This window comes from Solimonas variicoloris DSM 15731 (assembly GCF_000382285.1).
GTDB lineage: Bacteria > Pseudomonadota > Gammaproteobacteria > Nevskiales > Nevskiaceae > Solimonas > Solimonas variicoloris.
Genome location: NZ_KB907930.1, coordinates 152696 through 171540, shown reverse-complemented (window position 1 = coordinate 171540; position 18845 = coordinate 152696). Strand labels below are relative to the sequence as shown.

General features: G+C 70.7%; 21 protein-coding genes. 9 read left to right on the top strand and 12 right to left on the bottom strand.

Annotated features, from left to right (window positions below):
• Positions 1-203: 203 nt before the first annotated feature.
• Positions 204-1886, bottom strand: coding sequence for a long-chain-fatty-acid--CoA ligase (locus H149_RS0109855; RefSeq protein WP_020649586.1), 1683 nt, complete (start codon positions 1884-1886; stop codon positions 204-206).
• Between the two features lie 110 nt (positions 1887-1996).
• On the bottom strand, positions 1997-3304 hold the full coding sequence (locus H149_RS0109850) for a YihY/virulence factor BrkB family protein (protein WP_020649585.1): 1308 nt from the start codon (positions 3302-3304) through the stop codon (positions 1997-1999).
• A 235-nt stretch (positions 3305-3539) separates the two neighbouring features.
• Between H149_RS0109850 and H149_RS0109845 the strand changes: the two genes are divergently transcribed.
• Positions 3540-4007 (top strand): hypothetical protein, encoded by a 468-nt coding sequence (locus H149_RS0109845; RefSeq protein ID WP_020649584.1) that lies wholly within the window; start codon positions 3540-3542, stop codon positions 4005-4007.
• 145 nt (positions 4008-4152) lie between these two features.
• Positions 4153-4416, top strand: a complete 264-nt coding sequence (locus H149_RS0109840; protein WP_020649583.1) for a hypothetical protein — start codon at positions 4153-4155, stop codon at positions 4414-4416.
• A 4-nt stretch (positions 4417-4420) separates the two neighbouring features.
• Here the strand turns inward: H149_RS0109840 and H149_RS0109835 are convergent, their stop codons facing one another.
• The 7 genes from H149_RS0109835 to H149_RS0109805 form a co-directional block, all read right to left on the bottom strand.
• Positions 4421-5716, bottom strand: a complete 1296-nt coding sequence (locus H149_RS0109835) for an MSMEG_0569 family flavin-dependent oxidoreductase (RefSeq protein WP_020649582.1) — start codon at positions 5714-5716, stop codon at positions 4421-4423.
• Entirely contained in the window at positions 5713-5997 is a 285-nt protein-coding gene (locus H149_RS0109830; protein ID WP_026353052.1) for an MSMEG_0570 family nitrogen starvation response protein, read from the bottom strand. Before H149_RS0109830 ends, H149_RS0109835 begins: the two co-directional genes overlap by 4 nt.
• Positions 5990-7012: a sll0787 family AIR synthase-like protein gene (locus tag H149_RS0109825; protein ID WP_020649580.1), complete on the bottom strand. Its 1023-nt coding sequence runs from the start codon at positions 7010-7012 to the stop codon at positions 5990-5992. Before H149_RS0109825 ends, H149_RS0109830 begins: the two co-directional genes overlap by 8 nt.
• Positions 7009-7662, bottom strand: a complete 654-nt coding sequence (locus H149_RS0109820) for an MSMEG_0567/Sll0786 family nitrogen starvation N-acetyltransferase (protein WP_020649579.1) — start codon at positions 7660-7662, stop codon at positions 7009-7011. The genes H149_RS0109825 and H149_RS0109820 overlap by 4 nt, the downstream gene beginning before the upstream one ends.
• The gene (locus tag H149_RS0109815) at positions 7596-8726 is read right to left on the bottom strand and encodes an MSMEG_0568 family radical SAM protein (protein ID WP_020649578.1); all 1131 of its coding nucleotides are present in this window, start codon (positions 8724-8726) and stop codon (positions 7596-7598) included. The genes H149_RS0109820 and H149_RS0109815 overlap by 67 nt, the downstream gene beginning before the upstream one ends.
• Positions 8659-9699, bottom strand: coding sequence for a Nit6803 family nitrilase (locus tag H149_RS20505; protein ID WP_039748630.1), 1041 nt, complete (start codon positions 9697-9699; stop codon positions 8659-8661). Before H149_RS20505 ends, H149_RS0109815 begins: the two co-directional genes overlap by 68 nt.
• A 64-nt stretch (positions 9700-9763) precedes the next feature.
• Positions 9764-10246 (bottom strand): MSMEG_0572/Sll0783 family nitrogen starvation response protein, encoded by a 483-nt coding sequence (locus H149_RS0109805; RefSeq protein ID WP_020649576.1) that lies wholly within the window; start codon positions 10244-10246, stop codon positions 9764-9766.
• Between the two features lie 285 nt (positions 10247-10531).
• Between H149_RS0109805 and H149_RS0109800 the strand changes: the two genes are divergently transcribed.
• Genes H149_RS0109800 through H149_RS0109785 form a run of 4 tightly spaced genes read left to right on the top strand, consistent with a single transcriptional unit; the run spans position 10532 to position 14234 of the window.
• Positions 10532-11932 carry an aminotransferase-like domain-containing protein gene (locus H149_RS0109800; protein WP_020649575.1) on the top strand — a complete coding sequence of 467 codons (1401 nt, stop codon included), beginning with the start codon at positions 10532-10534 and terminating at the stop codon, positions 11930-11932.
• Between the two features lie 18 nt (positions 11933-11950).
• Entirely contained in the window at positions 11951-12202 is a 252-nt protein-coding gene (locus tag H149_RS0109795) for a DUF2970 domain-containing protein (RefSeq protein ID WP_020649574.1), read from the top strand.
• Positions 12199-12927 (top strand): c-type cytochrome, encoded by a 729-nt coding sequence (locus tag H149_RS0109790; protein ID WP_020649573.1) that lies wholly within the window; start codon positions 12199-12201, stop codon positions 12925-12927. The genes H149_RS0109795 and H149_RS0109790 overlap by 4 nt, the downstream gene beginning before the upstream one ends.
• Entirely contained in the window at positions 12924-14234 is a 1311-nt protein-coding gene (locus H149_RS0109785) for a c-type cytochrome (protein ID WP_245540494.1), read from the top strand. The genes H149_RS0109790 and H149_RS0109785 overlap by 4 nt, the downstream gene beginning before the upstream one ends.
• 29 nt (positions 14235-14263) lie before the next feature.
• On the opposite strand, the gene H149_RS20500 is transcribed toward H149_RS0109785, so the two are convergent.
• The 3 genes from H149_RS20500 to coq7 form a co-directional block, all read right to left on the bottom strand.
• Positions 14264-14620, bottom strand: a complete 357-nt coding sequence (locus H149_RS20500) for a DUF6489 family protein (RefSeq protein WP_020649571.1) — start codon at positions 14618-14620, stop codon at positions 14264-14266.
• A 12-nt stretch (positions 14621-14632) separates the two neighbouring features.
• Positions 14633-15013: an MAPEG family protein gene (locus H149_RS0109775; protein WP_020649570.1), complete on the bottom strand. Its 381-nt coding sequence runs from the start codon at positions 15011-15013 to the stop codon at positions 14633-14635.
• Between the two features lie 328 nt (positions 15014-15341).
• Complete coding sequence (gene coq7, locus H149_RS0109770) at positions 15342-16016, bottom strand: 2-polyprenyl-3-methyl-6-methoxy-1,4-benzoquinone monooxygenase (protein ID WP_020649569.1); 675 nt, start codon at positions 16014-16016, stop codon at positions 15342-15344.
• A 125-nt stretch (positions 16017-16141) separates the two neighbouring features.
• Here coq7 and holA point away from each other — a divergent pair, with 125 nt between their 5' ends.
• Genes holA through H149_RS0109755 form a run of 3 tightly spaced genes read left to right on the top strand, consistent with a single transcriptional unit; the run spans position 16142 to position 18845 of the window.
• On the top strand, positions 16142-17164 hold the full coding sequence (gene holA, locus H149_RS0109765; RefSeq protein WP_020649568.1) for a DNA polymerase III subunit delta: 1023 nt from the start codon (positions 16142-16144) through the stop codon (positions 17162-17164).
• On the top strand, positions 17161-18450 hold the full coding sequence (locus tag H149_RS0109760; protein WP_051101833.1) for a glutamate-5-semialdehyde dehydrogenase: 1290 nt from the start codon (positions 17161-17163) through the stop codon (positions 18448-18450). The genes holA and H149_RS0109760 overlap by 4 nt, the downstream gene beginning before the upstream one ends.
• Complete coding sequence (locus tag H149_RS0109755) at positions 18450-18845, top strand: VOC family protein (protein ID WP_020649566.1); 396 nt, start codon at positions 18450-18452, stop codon at positions 18843-18845. Before H149_RS0109760 ends, H149_RS0109755 begins: the two co-directional genes overlap by 1 nt.

The following is an 18845-nucleotide window of genomic DNA, read 5'->3' as shown; positions in this document are numbered from 1 at the left end:
CGGGGTCGCGCCCCTCGCGGGCGCGTGGATCGAAACAGCCTGCACGACGACAAGCGCGTGTCGTGCTTTGATCGCGCGCGTGAATCGAAACTGGCTGATTCGGTCGGTGATGCCGCGTGCGTTTTGTCGCGCCCCTCGCATGCATCAACAAAAAAAGCCGCGCGAAGCCCGAGGCACTCGCGCGGCTTCGGGGAGCGACGGCCTTACTTGCCGCGCAGTTCCTTGCGCAGCACTTTGCCGACGTTGGACTTCGGCAGTTCGGGCAGGAAGGTGATGTACTTCGGCATCTTGTAGCCGGTCAGGTTCTCGTGGCAGTAGGCGCGCAGCTCGGCTTCCGTGAGGGCGGGGTCCTTTTTCACGACGAAGACCTTCGGCACTTCGCCGGACTTCTCGTCGGGCACGCCGATGCACGCGACTTCGAGTACGCCCGGGTGCTGGGCGACCACGCCTTCGATCTCGTTCGGGTATACGTTGAAGCCGGACACCAGGATCATGTCCTTCTTGCGGTCGACGATGCGCAGGTAGCCGTTCGGCTCGAACACGGCAACGTCGCCGGTCTTCAGCCAGCCGTCCTTGGTGAAGACCTTGGCCGACTCTTCCGGCTTCTGCCAGTAGCCCTGCATGACCTGTGGGCCCTTCACGCAGAGCTCGCCGGGCTGGCCGGGCGGGACTTCGTTTTCTTCCTCGTCGCGCAGCGAGACCAGCGTCGACGGCAGCGGCACGCCGATCGTGCCGTTCCACTGCGGGACGCTGAGCGGCGAGAAGCTGACCACCGGCGAGCATTCGGTCAGGCCGTAGCCTTCGGTGAGGCCGACGCCGGTGACCTTCTGCCACTTCTCGGCGACCGCCTGCTGCACGGCGGTGCCGCCGCCGACGGCGAGCTTGAACCTGGAGAAGTCGAGTTCGGCGAATCCGGGCGCGTGCAGCAGGCCGTTGAACAGCGTGTTGACGCCGGTGATCGCGGTGAAGCCGCTGCGCTTGAGTTCCACGCAGAAGGCGGCCATGTCGCGCGGGTTGGTGATCAGCACGTTGCGACAGCCGTGGCGCAGGAACAGCAGGCAGTTCACGACCAGCGCGAAGATGTGGTACAGCGGCAGCGCGGTGATGATGACTTCCTTGCCCTCATCGAGGAACGGCCCGATCCAGGCGCTGACCTGCTGCACGTTGGCGGTGACGTTGCCGTGCGTCAGCACCGCGCCCTTCGAAAGGCCGGTGGTGCCGCCGGTGTACTGCAGGAAGGCGATGTCGTCGGGGCCGAGCTGGACGCGCGCGTAGGGCTGGGCGCGGCCCTTGGCCAGCGCGGCGCGGAAGCCCGTGGTGCCGGGGAGGCTCCAGGCCGGCACCATCTTCTTGACGCGCTTGACGACGAAATTGACGATCGCGCGCTTCGGAAACGGCGCCAGGTCGCCGATCTGCGTGGTGATGACGTGCTGGATCGGCGTGTTGGCGATGACCTGCTGCAGCGTCGTGCAGAAGTTCTCGACGATGACGATCGCCTTGGCGCCGCTGTCGCGCAGCTGGTGCTCGAGCTCGCGCGGGGTATAGAGCGGGTTGACGTTGACGACGACCAGGCCGGCGCGCAGCACGCCGAACAGCGAGACCGGGTACTGCAGCAGATTCGGCATCATCAGCGCGACGCGGTCGCCGCGCTGCAGGCCGAGCACGTTCTGCAGGTACGACGCGAAGTCCTGCGTCAGGCGGTCGAGCTCGGCAAAGCTCAGCGTCTGGCCCATGCACTCGTAGGCGATCTGGTCGCCGAAACGCGCGCAGCTCTGTTCGAACATGGCGACCAGCGACGGGACCGCGCCGGTGTCGATCGTGCGCGGCACGCTCGGCGGATATTCCTGAAACCAGACAAATTCGCCCGCCGCTGTCGACGTCGCCATGGGTCGTCCTCTGAAGTTGTGTTCGTGCGGCTCGGGGCCGCCTTGTGTATGTGCTTGTCAGGCCGCCGCGTACGGTCGCGGCGAAGCCGCACAAATTATAGGCAGGGCGTTCAATTCCGGCTTTGGCTCTTCAGCCAGCCCTTGACCGAGGTTCCGGCGTGGCGTTCGGCGAAGTCGGCTTCGGCTTCGTCGAGCAGCTTGCGCGCTGCGATGGCCAGCGGATCGCTGGACAGCGGCAGGCCGTCGCCGGTGCGCGACAGCGCCCAGAGTCGCGCCAGCGGCACCGCGTCGAGGTCGATGGCCGGCGTCAGCAGCGTGCGCGTCCGGCCGCTTTCGATCAGCAAGCCCTTGTAGATCAGCTGTTCGACGACGCGGGCCACGTGTTCGGGTTCGGCGCCGAGTTCCAGCGCCAGTTCTTCCTGGGTGTAGCCGGGTTCGCCGGCGGCGAAGCGGCGGCCGCTGACACCCATGATCATCAGCGCCAGGTATTCCATCTGCCGGCCGCTCAGCAGCGGCGGCATGCGTCGCGGTTTGAGGTGCTCCGGATGCTGGACGTAGAACGCCAGCTGGCAGCCGAGCAGCAGGATCATCCAGCCGACGTAGATCCAGATCAGCAGGAAGATCAGGATCGCGAAGCTCGAATAGATGGCGTTGTAGTTGGTTGCGCCGGCGACGAACGAGGCGAACACGACGCTGCCGGTTTGCCACAGCACGCCGGCGAAGGTGCCGCCGACCAGCGCCGCGAGCGGCTTGACGCGCGTGTTCGGCACGAAGCTGTAGACGAAGGTGAACAGGCCGATGATCAGCAGGTACGGCACCAGTTTGCCGAGCAGGTAGATCAGATAGCCGAACGGCTCGTACTCGCCGAGCAGGGCGATCACCGAGGAGTTGAAGATCGACGCGGTGATGCCGAGCGCCAGAAACACGAACAGCGGGCCGACCATCAGCACCGCGAAGTAGTCGCCGAGCCTTTGCGCCAGCGGCCGCGGTCGCTCGATGCGCCAGACGTAGTTGAAGCTGCTTTCCACTTTCTGGATCAGCGACAGCGCCGACCACAGCAGCGCGAGCACGCCGACGAAACCGAGCACGCCGACTTTGACGTGCTCGATGAATTCGAGGACCTGCTGCGTCAGTTGCGCAGCCTGCGGGCCGAGCGGCGCGAGAAACTGCGCGAGCAGCGGTTCGATCGCGTCGCGCGCGCCGAAGGCCTTGAGCACCGAGAACGCCAGCGCCAGCAGTGGCACGATCGACAGCAGCGTGGTGTAGACCAGGCTCATCGCCCGCATCGTCAGCTGGCCTTCGGCGATGTCGCGGACGAGCACGAAGGCGTAGCGGCCGATGCGGATCGAGTGCCGGGGCCGCTCGCCGTGCCGCGCATGCCAGAGGCGGTCGCGCAGCTGCTGGAGATAGCGTTTCATGGGCGGAGGATACACATAAGGTTTGCGCCGCTTCGGGCGCCCGGGGCGGGCGCGGGTACGGCCGCGTGCGGGGGCGGGTCAGCGCGGCCTGCCGTTGGTCGGCTGACGATGTCAGGCCATTGACATCAAAACCGCGGCCGATATGCTGTGCTGCAGCATTTGTTGCGTTGCAACAAGAGCGGGGGCGGAGTGCCCGGGGCCGTTTTCTTTAGTGAACAGATGGAGTGCAGCAGCAATGAGCGTTGAAGCGATCGTGAACGATGTGAAGACCCGTGCCGACGTCGTCGTCACCCGTGGCCAGGAAGCGCTGGAAGTCGGCGTGAAGACGCTGAAGACCGCGAATGGCATCGTCGTCGAGGGCGTGCAGGAGCTGGTGCAGACCAACGTCAGCGCCGGCAAGGAGCTGTCGACGCTCGTGCAGGCCAGCGTGACCAAGGCCAAGACCGACGGGCTCAAGGCCGTCGCCAGCAACCCCGTCGCGTATCTGCCGGAAGGCAAGGCCACGGTGCTCGGCGCCTATAGCGAGTCGCTGAAGATCGTCAGCAAGACCGGCGACGAGCTGGCCAAGACGCTGAAGAGCGGCGTCGAGACGATCAGCGCCAAGATCCAGGGCCAGGCGCCGGTCGTCGCCAAGGCCAGGAAGACGGCGACCAAGACGGTCGCCAAGGCCAAGAAGGCGACCAAGAAGGCCGCTTCGGCCTGATGCATGGGCGGCGCCTGCGGGCGCCGCCGCCACGACCGTCGCGATCCGCGGCGGCGGGCCACGGAGGGGTCGGGGCAACCCGGCCCCTTTTGCGTTTCCGGCCGGCGCCGGGCCGGCCGCTCATCCAACCGCACGGAGATCGAGCATGCGTGCCTTCCTTGATCTCGACCGCGTGCTCGGCGGCGTCGCGCTGCTGGCGCTGCACGAGACCGACGCGCTGCACGGCCACGCCAGCGCGCTGCGCGATCGCCTGATCGTCGCCCGGCAGGCGCGCAGCTGGCGGCAGCTGCTGCGCGAGCAGCGCGCGCTGCAGGCCCGCACGCGCCGGCGCCTGCGCGACGATCACGCGATCCGCATCGAGCTGTGGCAGGGCCTGCTGCGCGATCTGCAGCCGCGCCGTCGCCGCTAAGCCCTCAGGATGCCGCGCGGCGATCGCGCTGCGCCGGCGCGATGTGCTCCAGCAGGTATTCGGCGTCGCGGCCGACGTCGGCGAAGCGGCCCGAGCCCCAGGTGTTCTGCCACGGCAGGCCGAGGAAATAGAGGCCGTCGACCCCGGTCACGCCGCGCCGTTGCACCGGCCGGCCGCGGCCGTCGAACAGCGGTGCCTCGACCCAGCGATAGTCGGCGGCGAAGCCGATCGCCCAGATCACCGTCGTGATGCCGGCGGCCTGCAGGTCCAGCGATGTGGGCTCCGCGTCCGGCTCCCAGACCGGCACGTACGGCGCTTCGGGCGGCGCCTCGATGCCGCGCGCGGCGATGTACTGGTCGATGCTGGCGCGGATCGCCAGGTAGCTGGCGTCGGCCTGGTCGAGGTTGTGCTTGAGGTCGGCGATGAAGCGGACCTCGATCTGCTCGCCGTCGCGGCGGCTCTCGTCGAAGCGGCCGTACAGCTGCATGCCTTCGCGCGCGAAGCGGCGCAGGTCGATCTCGCGGCCGCCGTCGCGGCCGGTGAGATAGTGATTGGTCTTCTCGCGCACCGTTTCCTTCTGCGGGTGCTGCTCGTAGGCGATGTCGTAGTAGCCGGACTCGGTCAGCCAGTCGGTGACTTCCTTGCCGCGGTAGACGCGCGGTGAGCGCGGCGCGGTGCCGACCGCCAGATGCACCTGGCGGCCGGCGAGGTGCAGGTCCTCGGCGATCTGGCAGCCCGACTGCCCGGTGCCGACGACCAGCACCGCGCCCGCGGGCAGCGAATGCGGATTGCGGTAGTTCGACGAGTGCAGCTGCAGCACCGAGGCCGGCAGGCGCTCGGCGCTACGCGGCACGATCGGCGTGTGATAGCCGCCGGTCGCGATCACGACCTGGCCGGCGATCCAGTCGCCGCCCGTGGTCTTTAGCTCGAAGCCGCCGTCGTCGAGCGGCCGCAGCCGCGTGACGCTGGTGCCCTCGCACAGCGGCGGCGCGAACGAGGCGGCGTAGCCTTCGAGATAGGCGACGATCTCGTCCTTGAGCATGAAGCCGTGCGGATCGCGGCCGGCGTACGGCCAGCCGGGCAGGCGGCACTGCCAGTTCGGCGTCACCAGACAGAACGAATCCCAGCGCGCCTCGCGCCATTCGTGCGCGACGCGATGGCGCTCGAAGACGATGTGCTCGATGCCGCGCTGCTTCAGCAGCCAGCTCATGGCGAGGCCGGCCTGGCCGCCGCCGACGATGGCGACCGGCACGCGGCGGGCGGTGACGGGATGCAGCGGGGTGGTCTTGCTCGGGATCATTCGTAGGACTCGACGGTGACGGTGGCGTGCGGATCGCCGGCGTAGCGCGCGGCGGCCTGTTCGATTTCGCGGATCTGCAGCGCGGCGTGCGCGCAGCCGAAGCCGTACTTCTGCGCGACGCGCAGGCTGGCGTGTTCGAGCGCGGCGCGGCTGCGCGCGACGAACTCCTGCAGCGGATAGGCGTGGCCGAGCACGAAGGCTTCGCGGATCGTGCTCGACGGCGAGTAGCAGAGCGTCGACGAGGCATCGGGCCAGCGCACGCGGAACTGCATTTCAGGCATGGACGGTCTCCGGAACGGGGGATGCGGCGGCGACCGGGCCGCAGCCGGTCAGCGGCTGCGTGGCGAAGTCCCAGGCCAGGCGCGTCTCGCCGTACGCGCGCAGCTGCAGGCGGCGCGTGTCGTCGCAGCTGCCGACGACGGCGCAGGCCAGGTCGCGCGCGTGAAAGCGCGCGCTCACCGCGGCGACGTGTTCGGGCGCGACCGCGAGCACGTAGCCGTAGCTGGGGAAGGTCTGCAGCAGCCAGCGCGCGAGCGGCGCCTGCGGCGGACGCGGTACGCGGCGTACGTCGAGCGTCGCGCCGACGCCGGAGCATTCGAGCAGCATCAGCAGTGTGCCGATCACGCCGGCCTGGCTAATGTCCTTGGCGGCGCGGCACAGGCCGTCCTCGGCGAGCGCCGGCAGCAGTTCGAGATCGGCGCGCAGCCGCGCCGGCGGCGCGGTGGTGGCCGCGTTCCAGTGCGGGAACGGCTCGCGGTACGCGCCGCGCAGGTCGACGGCGACCAGCAGGGCGTCGCCGGGGCGCGCGTCGAAGCTGGTCAGCAGCCGGTTCGCGCGACCGATGATGGCGACCGACAGCTGCTCCTGCGCGGCGCTCGCGCTGCTGTGGCCGCCGACCACCGGCACGCCGAAGGCGCGCGATGCGGCGGCCATGCCGTCGAGGATCGCGCGCAGATGGCCGCTGTCGCGGCCCCAGATGTCATCGACGACGGCGAGCGGGCGGCCGCCCATCGCGGCGATGTCGGAGACGTTGACCATCACGCCGCACCAGCCGGCGAACCACGGATCGCGGGCGACGAAATCGTTGAGGAAGCCTTCGATCGCGAACAGCAGGTGGCCGTCGCCATCGGCCAGCGCCGCGCAGTCGTCGCCGACCGGCACCGCGGCGCGCGGATCGGCGATGCCGAGCGCGGCGACCGCGGCGGCGATGTCGCGCTTGGCGGCGACGCCGCGGCTCGCCTGCAGGCCGGCGACCAGCGCGTCGAGCGTGTCTTGCGCACGGGCGTCGTCGATCATGCCGCCGCCCTCGTCGCCGTGTAGAACGCCAGCTCGTCGGCGTGGCGCGGCGGATAGTGCGCGAGCTGGGCCTGCATCAGCACGTGCGGCCGGCCCTGCACCGTGATCGCTGCCAGCGCCGTCCAGTGCAGGCGTTCGAACAGCCTGACGTTCTGCACCTGCACCTGGGCGAGAAAGCGCGTGCAGCCGCGTGCGTGCGCGGTGCCGACGGCATGCGCGATCAGCTCGCTGCCGAGCCAGGCGCTGCGCCGGTACTCGGGCAGCACCGCCAGCCGCGAGCCCTGCCAGAGGCCGGGTTCGGTCTGCGGCGCCGGGCGGTGGATGCGCACCGTGCCGACCACGCGCTCGCCGATGCCGGCGATGCAGGTGATCGCCGCGATCGGCAGCGCGCGCGCGTCGATCGCGTCGCGGTCGTCGCCGTCGAAGAGACCCTGCTCGGCGCAGAACACCTGGCGGCGCAGCGCCGCGCAGGCCTGCTGCTCCCACGGCGCCCGCGCGTGCTTGAGGCGGAACTCGCCGGGCACGAAGGCGCTGGCGACGGCGCCGGCTTCGCCGCTCTCCAAGGCGGTGCGCACGGCGCGGCTCACGCGGCGCGCGCGGCCGGCGCCGCGTCCGTTTCGTAAGCGGCGAGCGAGGAGCAGGCGCCGCATTTGCCGCAGCCGGCCTTGATGTCGCGCGAGCGCAGGCCGGCGTCGACCAGCAGGCGGCCGAGCGGCGCCAGCAGCTCGCGCATGAACGCCGGCTCCGGCGCCGGGTGCGCTTCGAGCGGCGTGCCGGAGATCGGCACGAACGGCACCACGAACGGATAGACGCCGAGGCCGACCAGCGTCTCGCACATCGCCAGGATCGCGTCGCGCGTGTCGCCGAGGCCGGCGAGGATGTAGGTGCTGACCTGGCCGCGGCCGAACACGCGCACGGCGGCGGCGAAGGCGTCGAGATACTGCTCGACGCTGACTTCGGCCTTGCCCGGCATGATGCGCGCGCGCACTGCCGGCGTGACCGCTTCGAGATGCATGCCGAGGCTGTCGACGCCGGCGTCGCGCAGCCGCGCGAACCACGCCGGATCGTCCGGCGGCTCGCACTGCGCCTGGATCGGCAGCGTCGGCACGGCGGCCTTGACGGCGCGCGCGCTGTCGACCAGCAGCGCGGCGCCGCGGTCGGTGAAGTTCGGCGTGCCGGTCGTCATCACCATGTGGCGGACGCCGTCGAGCGCGACCGCGGCGCGCGCCACTTCGGCGAGCTGCTCCGGCGTCTTGCGGTTGATCGTGCGGCCATGCGCCAGCGATTCGCCGATCGCGCAGAACTGGCACGAGGTCTCGCGCCGGCCGTAGCGGATGCAGGTCTGCAGGACGGTCGTCGCCAGCACGTCGCTGCCGTGCAGCTGCGCGATCTTCCAGTACGGCGTGCCGTCGGCGGTCTGCTGCTGGTAGAAGCGCGGCGGCTTCGGGAAGCTGATCGTGGCCACGGCGACGCCGTCGCGGCGCAGCGCGGCGCCGCCGTCGCCGGACGGGGCATCGGCGACGTACGGCGAGGCGGCGACGCCGCCGGTGTGCACCGGCACCATGAAGGTCCGGCCGTCGATCGTCAGCGCCTTGTGGTCCGACGGACCGGCGCCGCCGCGGCGGCTCGGCGCGCCGGCCGATTCGTCAACCAGCCGCAAACCGCGCGACTGCAGGTCGGTGATCAGCTGCTGCTGGGTCTGGGCGGGCGTCATCGCAGGCACTCCGGGACAGGGGCGGGAAGAGGGACGGTGCGTCGCCGCGCACGTGCAGCGGCTGTGCGGCGCGGTCGTCGAGTTGCAGCGACAGCAGTTCTGGTCGCGCGTAGTGGCCGACCGAATCCATCATGCGTTTGCGCTTGGTGATCAGCGCGAAATCGAGATCGGCGTAGACCAGCCCCTCGCCGTCGCGCAGCGGCTCGCACAGGTGCTTGCCTTCCGGCGAGACGATGGCCGTGTAGCAGCCGCCGCGCAGGGCCTTCTGCAGCGCCGGATCGGAGGTGATCGACGCCACCTGTTCCTCGCTGAGCCAGGCCGTGGCATTGATGCCGAAGCAGCCGGATTCGAGCGCGTGGTGGCGCACCGTCAGCTCCATCTGCTCGGCGAAGATCGGCCCGACCAGCGAGCCGGGAAACTGGCTGCAGTGGATCTGTTCGTGCTGCGCCATCAGGCTGTAGCGGGCCAGCGGGTTGTAATGCTCCCAGCAGGCCAGCGCGCCGATGCGGCCGACGGCGGAGTCGACGGCCTTCAGGCCGCTGCCGTCGCCCTGACCCCAGACCATGCGCTCGTGATACGTCGGCGTGATCTTGCGGCGCTTGAGCAGCAGCGTGCCGTCGGCGTCGAAGATCAGCTGCGCGTTGTAGAGCGTGCCGTGGTCGCGCTCGTTGACGCCGAGCACGACCACGATCGCGTGCCGGCGCGCGGCGGCGGCGACCGCGTCGGTCGCCGCGCCCGGCACCGTCACCGCCTGCTCGTACAGCGCCAGATGCGCCGGGCCCATCGCCACCGCCGGCGTGATGAACGAGAAGTACGGGTAGTACGGCACCACCGTCTCGGGGAAGACGATCAGCCGCGCGCCCTCTCGCGCGGCGGCGGCGATCGCGTCGATCACCTTGGCGATCGTGCCGTCGCGGCTGCCCAGCACCGGCGAGAGCTGGGCGGCGGCGACTTTCACTGGGGTCTGGGTCATGGAGCGCTCTGTTATCCGGATCGTCGATCCCGCGCTGGAGCGCGCGGGTCTCTCGGCGAATCGCTCAGACCGTCCAGGTGTGGATCATGAAGGCGTTCTCGTTGCGGTGGATCAGGATCAGATCGAGCACGTCGAGCGGATTGATCGGCCGGATGCCCGGCTGCAGCGAGGGTTCGCCGTGGCCGTACAGCGCCTGCAGCGCGAAGCGGCAGGCGTAGACCTTGCCGCCTTCGTCCATGAAGGCCTTGAGCTGGCCGTTGAAGTTCTGGTGGCCCGGAAAGGCCTCGTCGCCGAGTGTCGGGAAGCCGCGCTGGATGCCGAGCGTGACGCCCGGACCGTAGAGCAGGATCGAAGTCTCGAAGCCCTTGCGCAGCAGACGCTTGGCCTGCAGCAGGTTGACCAGACCGATCGAGCCCTCGAAGGCGACGGTGTGGAAGGTGACCAGCGCCTTCTCGCCGGGCTTGGCTTTGACGTCCTCGAATACCTTTTCTTCGTAGTCGACGAAGAAGTCGCCTTTCTTGTGCGCGGGCGACGTGACTGCGGGCATAGCGGATCTCCTGAAGCGGCGGTTGGAACGGTTCGTGGCGCCGCGCCGGCTCGGCGGGGCGTACCGGGCTTAGCGCAACCGACGTGCCAGAAAGCGACATTGATCGACAATCACGATGCAATCAATGTGAGACATTTTTGTGGCGCCGCGAAATTTTCCCGGCCATCGTCCGACGCTGCTGGCCGGGCCGCGGAGCGCAGAACTTTCCGCGACAAGGCTGCGTGACTTATGATGGCGCTCGATGTGGCGCGACATGGTGCATCACGCCTCTTTGTGGATCGGATGATGGGCTCGAAAAACCAATCAAGTCGCTGGGCTCATGCAATCAATGCCAGCAGCCGGCCGGCGTACCTCGCCATTGCCGACGCCATCGCCGACGACATCCAGGCCGGACACCTGACCGCGCACCAGCGCCTGCCGACGCTGCGCCAGCTGGCGCAGGACCTGAAGCTGAACTTCACGACCGTGGCGCGCGGCTACGCCGAAGCGCAGCGGCGCGGCCTGATCGACGCGCGGCCCGGTCACGGCACGGTGGTGCGCGAGATGGTCGGCAGCGGTCCGGTGCGCCGCCCGGTGACGCCCGGTCATCTCATCGACATGACCATGAACATGCCGCCGGAGCCGCGCGATCCGGCGCTGCTGGCGCGCTTCGCCGAGGCTTACGCGAGCCTGCGCGAGCACGATCCGTACGCACTGCTGCGCTATCAGGAATTCGGCGGCACGCCGGAGGACCGCGAGGCCGGCGCGCGCTGGCTGAAGCTGCCGGGCGTCGGCGGCCAGCGCGTGCTGGTCTGCCCCGGCATCCAGGGGGCGCTGCTGGCGCTGTTCACGGTGCTGGCGCGGCCGGGCGATGCGATCGCCTGCGAAGCCGTCACCTATCCGGGCATCAAGGGCCTCGCCGCGCAGCTCGGCATCCGCCTCGTCGGCCTGCCGGCCGACGGCCAGGGGCTCGATCCCGACGCCTTCGGCGCGCTGTGCGCCGCCGACCTGCCGAAGGCCCTGTACGTGAATCCGACGCTGCTCAATCCGACCACGGCGACGCTGCCGCTGGCGCGCCGCGAGGCGATCGCCGAGATCGCGCGCCGCTACGGCGTGCCGATCATCGAGGACGATGCCTACGCCTGCCTGCCGGAGCGGCCGCCGCCGGCGATCGCGACGCTGGCGCCGGAGCTGACGTTCTACCTGTCCGGCTTCTCGAAATGCCTCGGTGCCGGCTTGCGCGTCGCCTACCTGACGACGCCGAACGTGCGCTACACCGCGCGCCTGTCGGCGGTGCTGCGCACGACGGCGGTGATGGCCTCGCCGATCCTTACGGCGCTGGCCACGCGCTGGATCGACGATGGCACCGCCGCGCTCGCCGCGCAGGCGGTGCGCGAGGAGTCGCGCGCGCGTCAGAAGCTTGCCGCCGGCATCCTGCGCCGCGCCGAGTTCGTCACCGATCCGGACGCGTTCCATCTCTGGCTGAAGACGCCGGAACCGTGGACGCGCATCGAGTTCGCGACCCATCTGCGCGCGCACGGCGTCGGCGTGGTGGTCGCCGATACCTTCACCGTCAGCGGGCCGGCGCCGGAAGCGGTGCGCGTCTGTCTCGGCGGCGCCGCGAGCCGCGACGAATGCGGCCATACGCTGGAAATGATCGAGGACGCGATCGAGCAGCTGCCGGCGCTCGCATCGCGCGTGATGTAGACACGAGGAGAACCGTCGATGCAAAACCGTACGCTCAAGGTGCCGTCCGCCGCCAACGATGACGGGAAGCCGCACAAGCTCGGCCTGTTCGCCACCATCAGCAGCGTGCTGATGGCGATGCTCGGCGTGCAGAGCTCGAAGGCGCGCGAGCGCGATTTCGCACGCGGCAGTCCGGCGGCGTTCATCGCCATCGGCGTGCTGCTGACGATCGCCTTCATTGTCACGCTGGTGCTGATCGTGCGCCTGCTGCTGCGCAACGCGGGGCTTTGAGCGTGCGCGCCGTGGTCTGGCTGCGCGGCCTGCTGCCGCTGCTGCTGGCGTGGCCGGCATGGGCCGTGCCCGCGAATGAAGCGCCGCCGCTCGACTCGATCGACCAGCGCGTGCAGCCGTGCATGGCCTGTCACGGCCGCGAGGGGCGGGCGACCAGCGACGGCTACTACCCGCGCATCGCCGGCAAGCCGGCCGGCTATCTCTACAACCAGCTGCTGAACTTCCGCGACGGCCGCCGCGACTACGCGATGATGACCTACATGGTCGAGCGGCAGGGCGACGCCTACCTCGCCGAAATGGCGCAGTACTTCGCCGATCAGCATCTGCCGTATCCGCCGCCGCAGGCGCCGGCGGTCGGCACCGCAGTGCTCGAACGCGGCCGCCGGCTCGTCAACGACGGCGACGCGCCGCAGCGCATCCCGGCCTGCGTCGCCTGCCACGGCGCGCGCCTGACCGGCGCCCTGCCGGCGACGCCGGGCCTGCTCGGCCTGTCGCACGATTATCTGATGGCGCAGCTCGGCGCCTGGCGCGAGGGCAACCGCCGCGCGCACGCCCCGGACTGCATGGCCGAAGTCGCGCGCCGCCTGACGCCGGCCGACCTGTACGCCGCGAGCGCCTGGCTGGCGACGCAGCCGGTGCCGGACGACGCGTCGCCGGCCGCGCCGCTCGCCGAACTGCCGCTCGAATGCGGCAGCGCGCTGGCGCCGACGGAGGCGAAGCGATGAGCACCGCGATCATGAAGCGCCGCGCGCTCGGCGCGCTGTTCGGGCTCGGCGCGCTGGCGCTGCTGGCGGCGGTGGGCCTGTGGCTGTTCGGCCCGGTCGATCGCCAGGACGGCGACGCGCCGCCGCTGCCGGCGGGAACGCTGACGACCGATACGCGCGCCCGCGGCGAGCAGCTCGTGCGGCTCGGCGACTGCCGGGCCTGCCATACCGCGCGCGGCGGCGCCGCCTACGCCGGCGGTCGCGCCGTGCCGACGCCGTTCGGCACCTTCTATGCGCCGAACATCACGCCCGACGCCGAGACCGGCATCGGCCAGTGGAGCGCCGACGACTTCTGGCGCGCGCTGCACGAGGGCAAGGGCCGCGACGGCCGGCCGCTGTATCCGACCTTCCCGTACACCAACTTCACGCGCGTCAGCCGCGCTGACGCCGACGCGATGTACGCCTATCTGCGCGAGCAGCCGGCGGTGCGCCAGGCGAACCGCGCGCACGAGCTGAAGTTCCCGTACCGCTTCCGGCCGCTGCTGCGCGGCTGGCGCCTGCTGTTCTTCCGGCCCGGCGTCTACCAGCCGGATCCGGCGCAGAGCGCCGAATGGAATCGCGGCGCCTATCTGGTGCAGGGCCTCGGCCATTGCAGCGCCTGCCACGAGGCGCGCAACGCGCTCGGTGCGATTCGCGCACAGGACAACCCGTCCGGCGGTCTGGTGCTGAACTGGTACGCGCCGGCGCTGGCGAGCCGTGCCGAGGCCGGCGTGCAGGACTGGTCCGAGGACGAGATCGTCGCGCTGCTGAAGAACGGTGTCAGCGCCCGCGCCACGGCGATGGGGCCGATGGCCGAGGTCGTCTACGAAAGCCTGCAGCACGTCGATCCGGCCGAGCTGCGCGCGATCGCCATTTATCTGAAGTCGCTGCACGACAGCGGCGTACCGCCGGCGTCCGGCCGGCCGCCGCCGCCGCCGAAGGTCGTCGCGGCGATGAAGCCGCGCGGCGAGCGCCTGTATCGCGAGCACTGCGCGCAGTGCCACGGCGACAACGGCGAAGGCCGCGCGCCGGCGGCGCCGGCGCTGGCCGGCAATCGCGCGGTGCTGATGAACTCGGCGGTCGATCCGATCCGCATCGTGCTGTTCGGCGGCTACGCGCCGGCCACCGCCGGCAATCCGCGCCCGTACGGCATGCCGCCGTTCGCGACCACGCTTGGCGACGAACAGATCGCCGAGGTGCTGAGCTATGTGCGCAGTGCCTGGGGCAACGACGCGCGGCCGATCGGCGGCGCCGAGGTGCGCGACAACCGCGGCGGGCCGCTGTGGTGAGCCGCGCCTGAGCGGCGCGGCCGCGGCGGTCAGTCTTCGCCGCCGCTATCCGTTGCCGCCGCGGCCGCCGGCTTGGCCGCGGCGCGCTTGCGGGCGCGCGGCTTGCGCTTGCGTGGCGGACGCGGCGGCTCGGGCGCGACTTCGTCGACTTCCGGTTCGCCGTCCTCGTTGATGCGCAGGCGCGCCGCGAACTTCTGCCAGGCCGGCGTGCGCCGCAGCGTGTCGAAATTGCTGCGCACGAACTGCGAGGCGTCGAAGCCGCTGGCGGCGCCGATCTTGTCGCGCAGGAAGGCGACGATGTCCTCCTGCAGGCCGGACACGTCGGGCAGGCCGAGGAAGCGGCGCAGTTCCTCGGGGCGGACGTCGATCTCGATCTTGATCTGCATCTGGCGGCTCCTTTACGACGCGCGCGCGGCGACGACGAAGAGGCCGATCACGCAGGCGATGCCGCCGAGCCAGACCAGCGAGCGCAGCGTCGCGCGGTTGGCGATGTAGCACAGGCCGTAGACGATGCGCAGCACGACGAAGGCCAGCGCCAGCAGGTTGGCGGTGGCGTTCGGGCCGGCGACGACGTGGGCGATGAGCACCGCGGCGGCGAACGGCGGGAACGCTTCGAAGCTGTTGAGCTGCGCCCAGTGCGCGCGCTTGCGCCATCCGGCCGCCTGCTCGAGATACTCGCGCGGCGTGGCATTGTCGAAGCGGCGGCTCCACTTGGCGGCCAGCGCGAACGGAAACGGCAGCAGGGCCGCGGCCAGCACGCACCACAGGGCGATCGTCATCTTCGGTTTCCCCCGACGTTGTTGTGATGGACCGAGCATAACAGCCGGCTCGCCGCCGGCTGAGCGGCCGCAGCGCGGCGCGACTCTGGCGCAACGGCGGCTTGCGCCGCACGGCCGCGAAGGCGCTGGCCGCACCCGGGCGGGCAGGTTCCCGGGAACATGGCCGGCGCGGGACAGCTGTCATGCCGTGCGGCAAGCGCCAGTCTGGCCGCTCCGGAAAGCCGTTTTCTGCGCTTCAGTTTCACGATGTCGCCCCGTGTTCGGCCCGCTTCGGGCCGGGAGCGAAATTCTGGCGGCGAGGGCGTGGGCGTTCCTCTGGCGCGCTCGCTCAGACGCGATACGCGCCGAACTTCATCAGCTTGGCGACCTGGCGCATCAGGCCGCGCACCGGCGCCGGCAGCGGCTGGCCGCCGGCCTGTTCCGCTTCCTGGCCGTGGCGCTCCTCGTCGCGGCGCATGGTTTCGAGGATCGCGCGGCCGCGCGCGTCGGTTTCCGGCAGCTGCCGCAGATGCTCGCCGAGGTGCTCGGACACCTGGCGCTCGGTTTCGTGGACGAAGCCGAGGCTCCAGGCGTCGCCGCGCAGGCCGGCGAGCGCGCCGATCGCGAACGAGCCGGCGTACCACAGCGGTTGCAGCTTGCTCGGCGCGTCGCCGAGCTCGTCGAGGCGTTCCTCGCACCAGCGCAGATGATCGTGTTCCTCGCGCGCCGCTTCGAGCAGGTGGCGGCGGGTTTGCGGATTGCGCGCGGTCAGCGCCTGGCCGTGGTACAGCGCCTGCGCGGCAATCTCGCCGGCGTGATTGACGCGCATCAGGCCGGCGACGTGGCGGCGCTCGGCTTCCGGCAGTTCGGCGTCGCGCTGGCGCGCCGCCGGGTTGGCGCGGCCGGCGCCGCGCTCGCGCTCGGCGAGCAGCGCCAGGCCGCGGCCGAGCAGCGACAGCAGCGGATCGACAGGGCGTAACTCGCGGTCGGCGTGAACGGCAGGGGCTGCGGCGCTCGGTTTCATGGCGGCGATTCTAGGGCCTGCGTGCGGCGCCTGCGCAAGCCGGCCGGACCGGCGCGCGGCCGGCGGCGGCGCCGGTCTCGTAGAATGGGCGCTTTCCGACGCAGGACGCCTCGTCCTTCCACGCCGTGCAGCTCAAAGCCAGCCAGCTCGCCTCGCATCTCGCCAAGGGCCTCGCGCCGATCTACTTCGTCGCCGGCGAGGAGCCGCTGCTGATGCAGGAGGCGCTCGACGCGATCCGCGCCGCGGCGCGCAAGGCCGGCTACAGCGAGCGCGAGGTGTTCGACGTCGAGCGCGGCTTCGCCTGGCAGCGGGTCATCGAGGCCGGCGCCAGCCTGTCGCTGTTCGCCTCAAGGCGCATCGTCGAGGTGCGCATGGCGGCGGGGCCCGACGACGAGGGGCGCAAGACCCTGCAGGCGCTGGCCCAGCGGCCGCCGCAGGACGTGCTGCTGATCGTCGTCTGCGGCGCGCTCGACAAGCGCCAGCGCGAGGCGCCGTGGGCGCGGGCGCTCGACTCCGCCGGCGCCAGTCTCTACCTGTGGCCGGTCAAGCCCGAGGAATTCGTGCCCTGGCTCGACGCGCGCCTCAAGGCGGCGGGCGTGCAGGCCGACGCCGAAGCGGTGAAGCTGCTCGCCGAGCGCACCGAGGGCAATCTGCTGGCCGCCGCGCAGGACGTCGAAAAGCTCAAGCTGCTGTTCCCGGGCGAGCGGATCGGCGTCGAGGCGCTGGCGCAGGCGGTCGCCGACAGCGCGCGCTTCGAAGCCTTCGATCTCAACGACCGCATCCTCGACGGCGACGCCGTCGGCAGCGTGCGCAGCCTGCAGCGCCTGCGCGAGGAAGGCCTCGGGCCGCTGGAGATCCTCGGCGCGCTGTCCTGGTGCCTGCGCTCGCTGGCCAAGGCTTCGATCCAGTACGCGCGCCTGCGCGATGCCGGCGCCGCCTGCGAGGCGGCCGGCATCTTCCGCGCGCAGCAGGCCAAGTACCTGCGCGCGCTGCCGCGCGTGCGGCCGGCCGAGGCGCTGACCTGGATGCGCCGCGCCGCCAACGTCGACCAGATGGTCAAGTCCGGTCAGGAGGCGGCGGCCTGGGAAGAATTGCTAACATTGATCCTCGCCGCCAGTGGGGCGGCCCCGCGTCCACAACGTTCATGACTTCCGCTGCAAAACCGGTTCGGGCGAAGGCCGACAACATCGCCGACTACATGCACGAGCGCGGCGCCAAGGCGCGCGCCGCCGCGCGCCTGCTGGCGCGTGCCGACACCGGCACCAAGAACGCGGCGCTGTTCGCGCTCGCGCAGGCCCTGCTCGACGACGCCGAGCGCATCCTCGAAGCCAACGCGCAGGACATGCGCGAAGGCCGCAACGCCAAGCTCGACGCGGCGCTGCTCGACCGTCTCGAACTGAACCCGAAGCGCATCGAGGCGATGGCCGACGGCGTGCGCCAGGTCGCCGCGCTGCCCGATCCGATCGGCGAGATCAGCGACATGAAGCTGCGCCCGTCCGGCATCCAGGTCGGCCACATGCGCGTGCCGCTCGGTGTGGTCGGCATCATTTACGAATCGCGGCCGAACGTGACGGCCGATGCCGCGGCGCTGTGCCTGAAGTCGGGCAACGCCGCGATCCTGCGCGGCGGCTCGGAAGCGCTGCGCTCGAACCTCGCGATCGGCCGCTGCATCGAGCGCGCGATGATCGAGGCCGGCCTGCCGAAGGACGCGGTGCAGATCCTCGACATCACCGACCGCCGTGCGGTCGGCGAGATGGTGGCGATGCCGCAGTACGTCGACGTCATCATTCCGCGCGGCGGCAAGGGCCTGGTCGCAGCGGTGTCGGAGTCGGCGCGCGTGCCGGTCATCAAGCACCTCGACGGCATCTGCCACGTCTACCTCGACGCCGACGCCGATCTCGAGAAAGCGGTCGCCGTCGCCGTCAACGCCAAGACGCAGCGCTACGGCACCTGCAACACGATGGAAACGCTGCTGGTCGACGCGCCGCTCGCCGCGCGCGTGCTGCCGACGCTCGCCGAGATCTACGTCGAGGCCGGCGTCGAGCTGCGCGGCTGCGAGCGCACGCGCGGCATCCTGGCCGAAGCCAAGGCGGCGACCGAGGAGGACTGGCGCACCGAGTATCTGGCGCCGATCCTGGCGATCCGCGTCGTCGACGGCCTCGACGCCGCGATCGAGCACATCAACACCTACGGCTCGCAGCACACCGACAGCATCGTCACCGAGAACCTGAGCAAGGCGCGCCGCTTCCTGCGCGAAGTCGATTCGAGCTCGGTGATGGTCAATGCCTCGACGCGCTTCGCCGACGGCTACGAGTACGGCCTCGGCGCCGAGATCGGCATCAGCACCGACAAGTTCCACGCCCGCGGTCCGGTCGGCCTCGAAGGCCTGACCTCGCTGAAGTGGATCGTGCTCGGCGACGGTTCGGTCCGCTAGTGCTCGATCACGTCGGCCTGGTCGTCGCGGACTACGAACGCAGCAAGGCGTTCTACCGCGCGGCGCTGGCGCCGCTCGGCTTCGAGCTGCTGATGGAGCTGGCGCCGCCAGTGGTCGATCACGCGCACGGCGGCTTCGGTGCAGCGCCGAAGCCGGAATTCTGGATCAGCGCCAGCGGCGGCGCCGCGCGACCGAACACGCCGCCGGTGCACATCGCCTTGCGCGCGCGCACGCGCGCCGAGGTCGACGCCTTCCATCGCGCGGCGCTCGCCGCCGGCGGCCGCGACAATGGCGCGCCGGGCCTGCGCCCGCACTATCACCCGAACTACTACGGCGCCTTCGTGCTCGATCCCGACGGGCACAACATCGAGGCGGTCTGCCATGCTCCGGCCTGA

Bases quoted from the DNA above. Each gene is read 5' to 3' on its own strand.
- H149_RS0109855 (WP_020649586.1), bottom strand. From the start codon at position 1,886: ATGGCGACGTCGACAGCGGCGGGCGAATTTGTCTGGTTTCAGGAATAT.
- H149_RS0109850 (WP_020649585.1), bottom strand. From the start codon at position 3,304: ATGAAACGCTATCTCCAGCAGCTGCGCGACCGCCTCTGGCATGCGCGG.
- H149_RS0109845 (WP_020649584.1), top strand. From the start codon at position 3,540: ATGAGCGTTGAAGCGATCGTGAACGATGTGAAGACCCGTGCCGACGTC.
- H149_RS0109840 (WP_020649583.1), top strand. From the start codon at position 4,153: ATGCGTGCCTTCCTTGATCTCGACCGCGTGCTCGGCGGCGTCGCGCTG.
- H149_RS0109835 (WP_020649582.1), bottom strand. From the start codon at position 5,716: ATGATCCCGAGCAAGACCACCCCGCTGCATCCCGTCACCGCCCGCCGC.
- H149_RS0109830 (WP_026353052.1), bottom strand. From the start codon at position 5,997: ATGCCTGAAATGCAGTTCCGCGTGCGCTGGCCCGATGCCTCGTCGACG.
- H149_RS0109825 (WP_020649580.1), bottom strand. From the start codon at position 7,012: ATGATCGACGACGCCCGTGCGCAAGACACGCTCGACGCGCTGGTCGCC.
- H149_RS0109820 (WP_020649579.1), bottom strand. From the start codon at position 7,662: ATGCGGCGCCTGCTCCTCGCTCGCCGCTTACGAAACGGACGCGGCGCC.
- H149_RS0109815 (WP_020649578.1), bottom strand. From the start codon at position 8,726: ATGACGCCCGCCCAGACCCAGCAGCAGCTGATCACCGACCTGCAGTCG.
- H149_RS20505 (WP_039748630.1), bottom strand. From the start codon at position 9,699: ATGACCCAGACCCCAGTGAAAGTCGCCGCCGCCCAGCTCTCGCCGGTG.
- H149_RS0109805 (WP_020649576.1), bottom strand. From the start codon at position 10,246: ATGCCCGCAGTCACGTCGCCCGCGCACAAGAAAGGCGACTTCTTCGTC.
- H149_RS0109800 (WP_020649575.1), top strand. From the start codon at position 10,532: ATGGGCTCGAAAAACCAATCAAGTCGCTGGGCTCATGCAATCAATGCC.
- H149_RS0109795 (WP_020649574.1), top strand. From the start codon at position 11,951: ATGCAAAACCGTACGCTCAAGGTGCCGTCCGCCGCCAACGATGACGGG.
- H149_RS0109785 (WP_245540494.1), top strand. From the start codon at position 12,924: ATGAGCACCGCGATCATGAAGCGCCGCGCGCTCGGCGCGCTGTTCGGG.
- H149_RS20500 (WP_020649571.1), bottom strand. From the start codon at position 14,620: ATGCAGATCAAGATCGAGATCGACGTCCGCCCCGAGGAACTGCGCCGC.
- H149_RS0109775 (WP_020649570.1), bottom strand. From the start codon at position 15,013: ATGACGATCGCCCTGTGGTGCGTGCTGGCCGCGGCCCTGCTGCCGTTT.
- coq7 (WP_020649569.1), bottom strand. From the start codon at position 16,016: ATGAAACCGAGCGCCGCAGCCCCTGCCGTTCACGCCGACCGCGAGTTA.
- H149_RS0109760 (WP_051101833.1), top strand. From the start codon at position 17,161: ATGACTTCCGCTGCAAAACCGGTTCGGGCGAAGGCCGACAACATCGCC.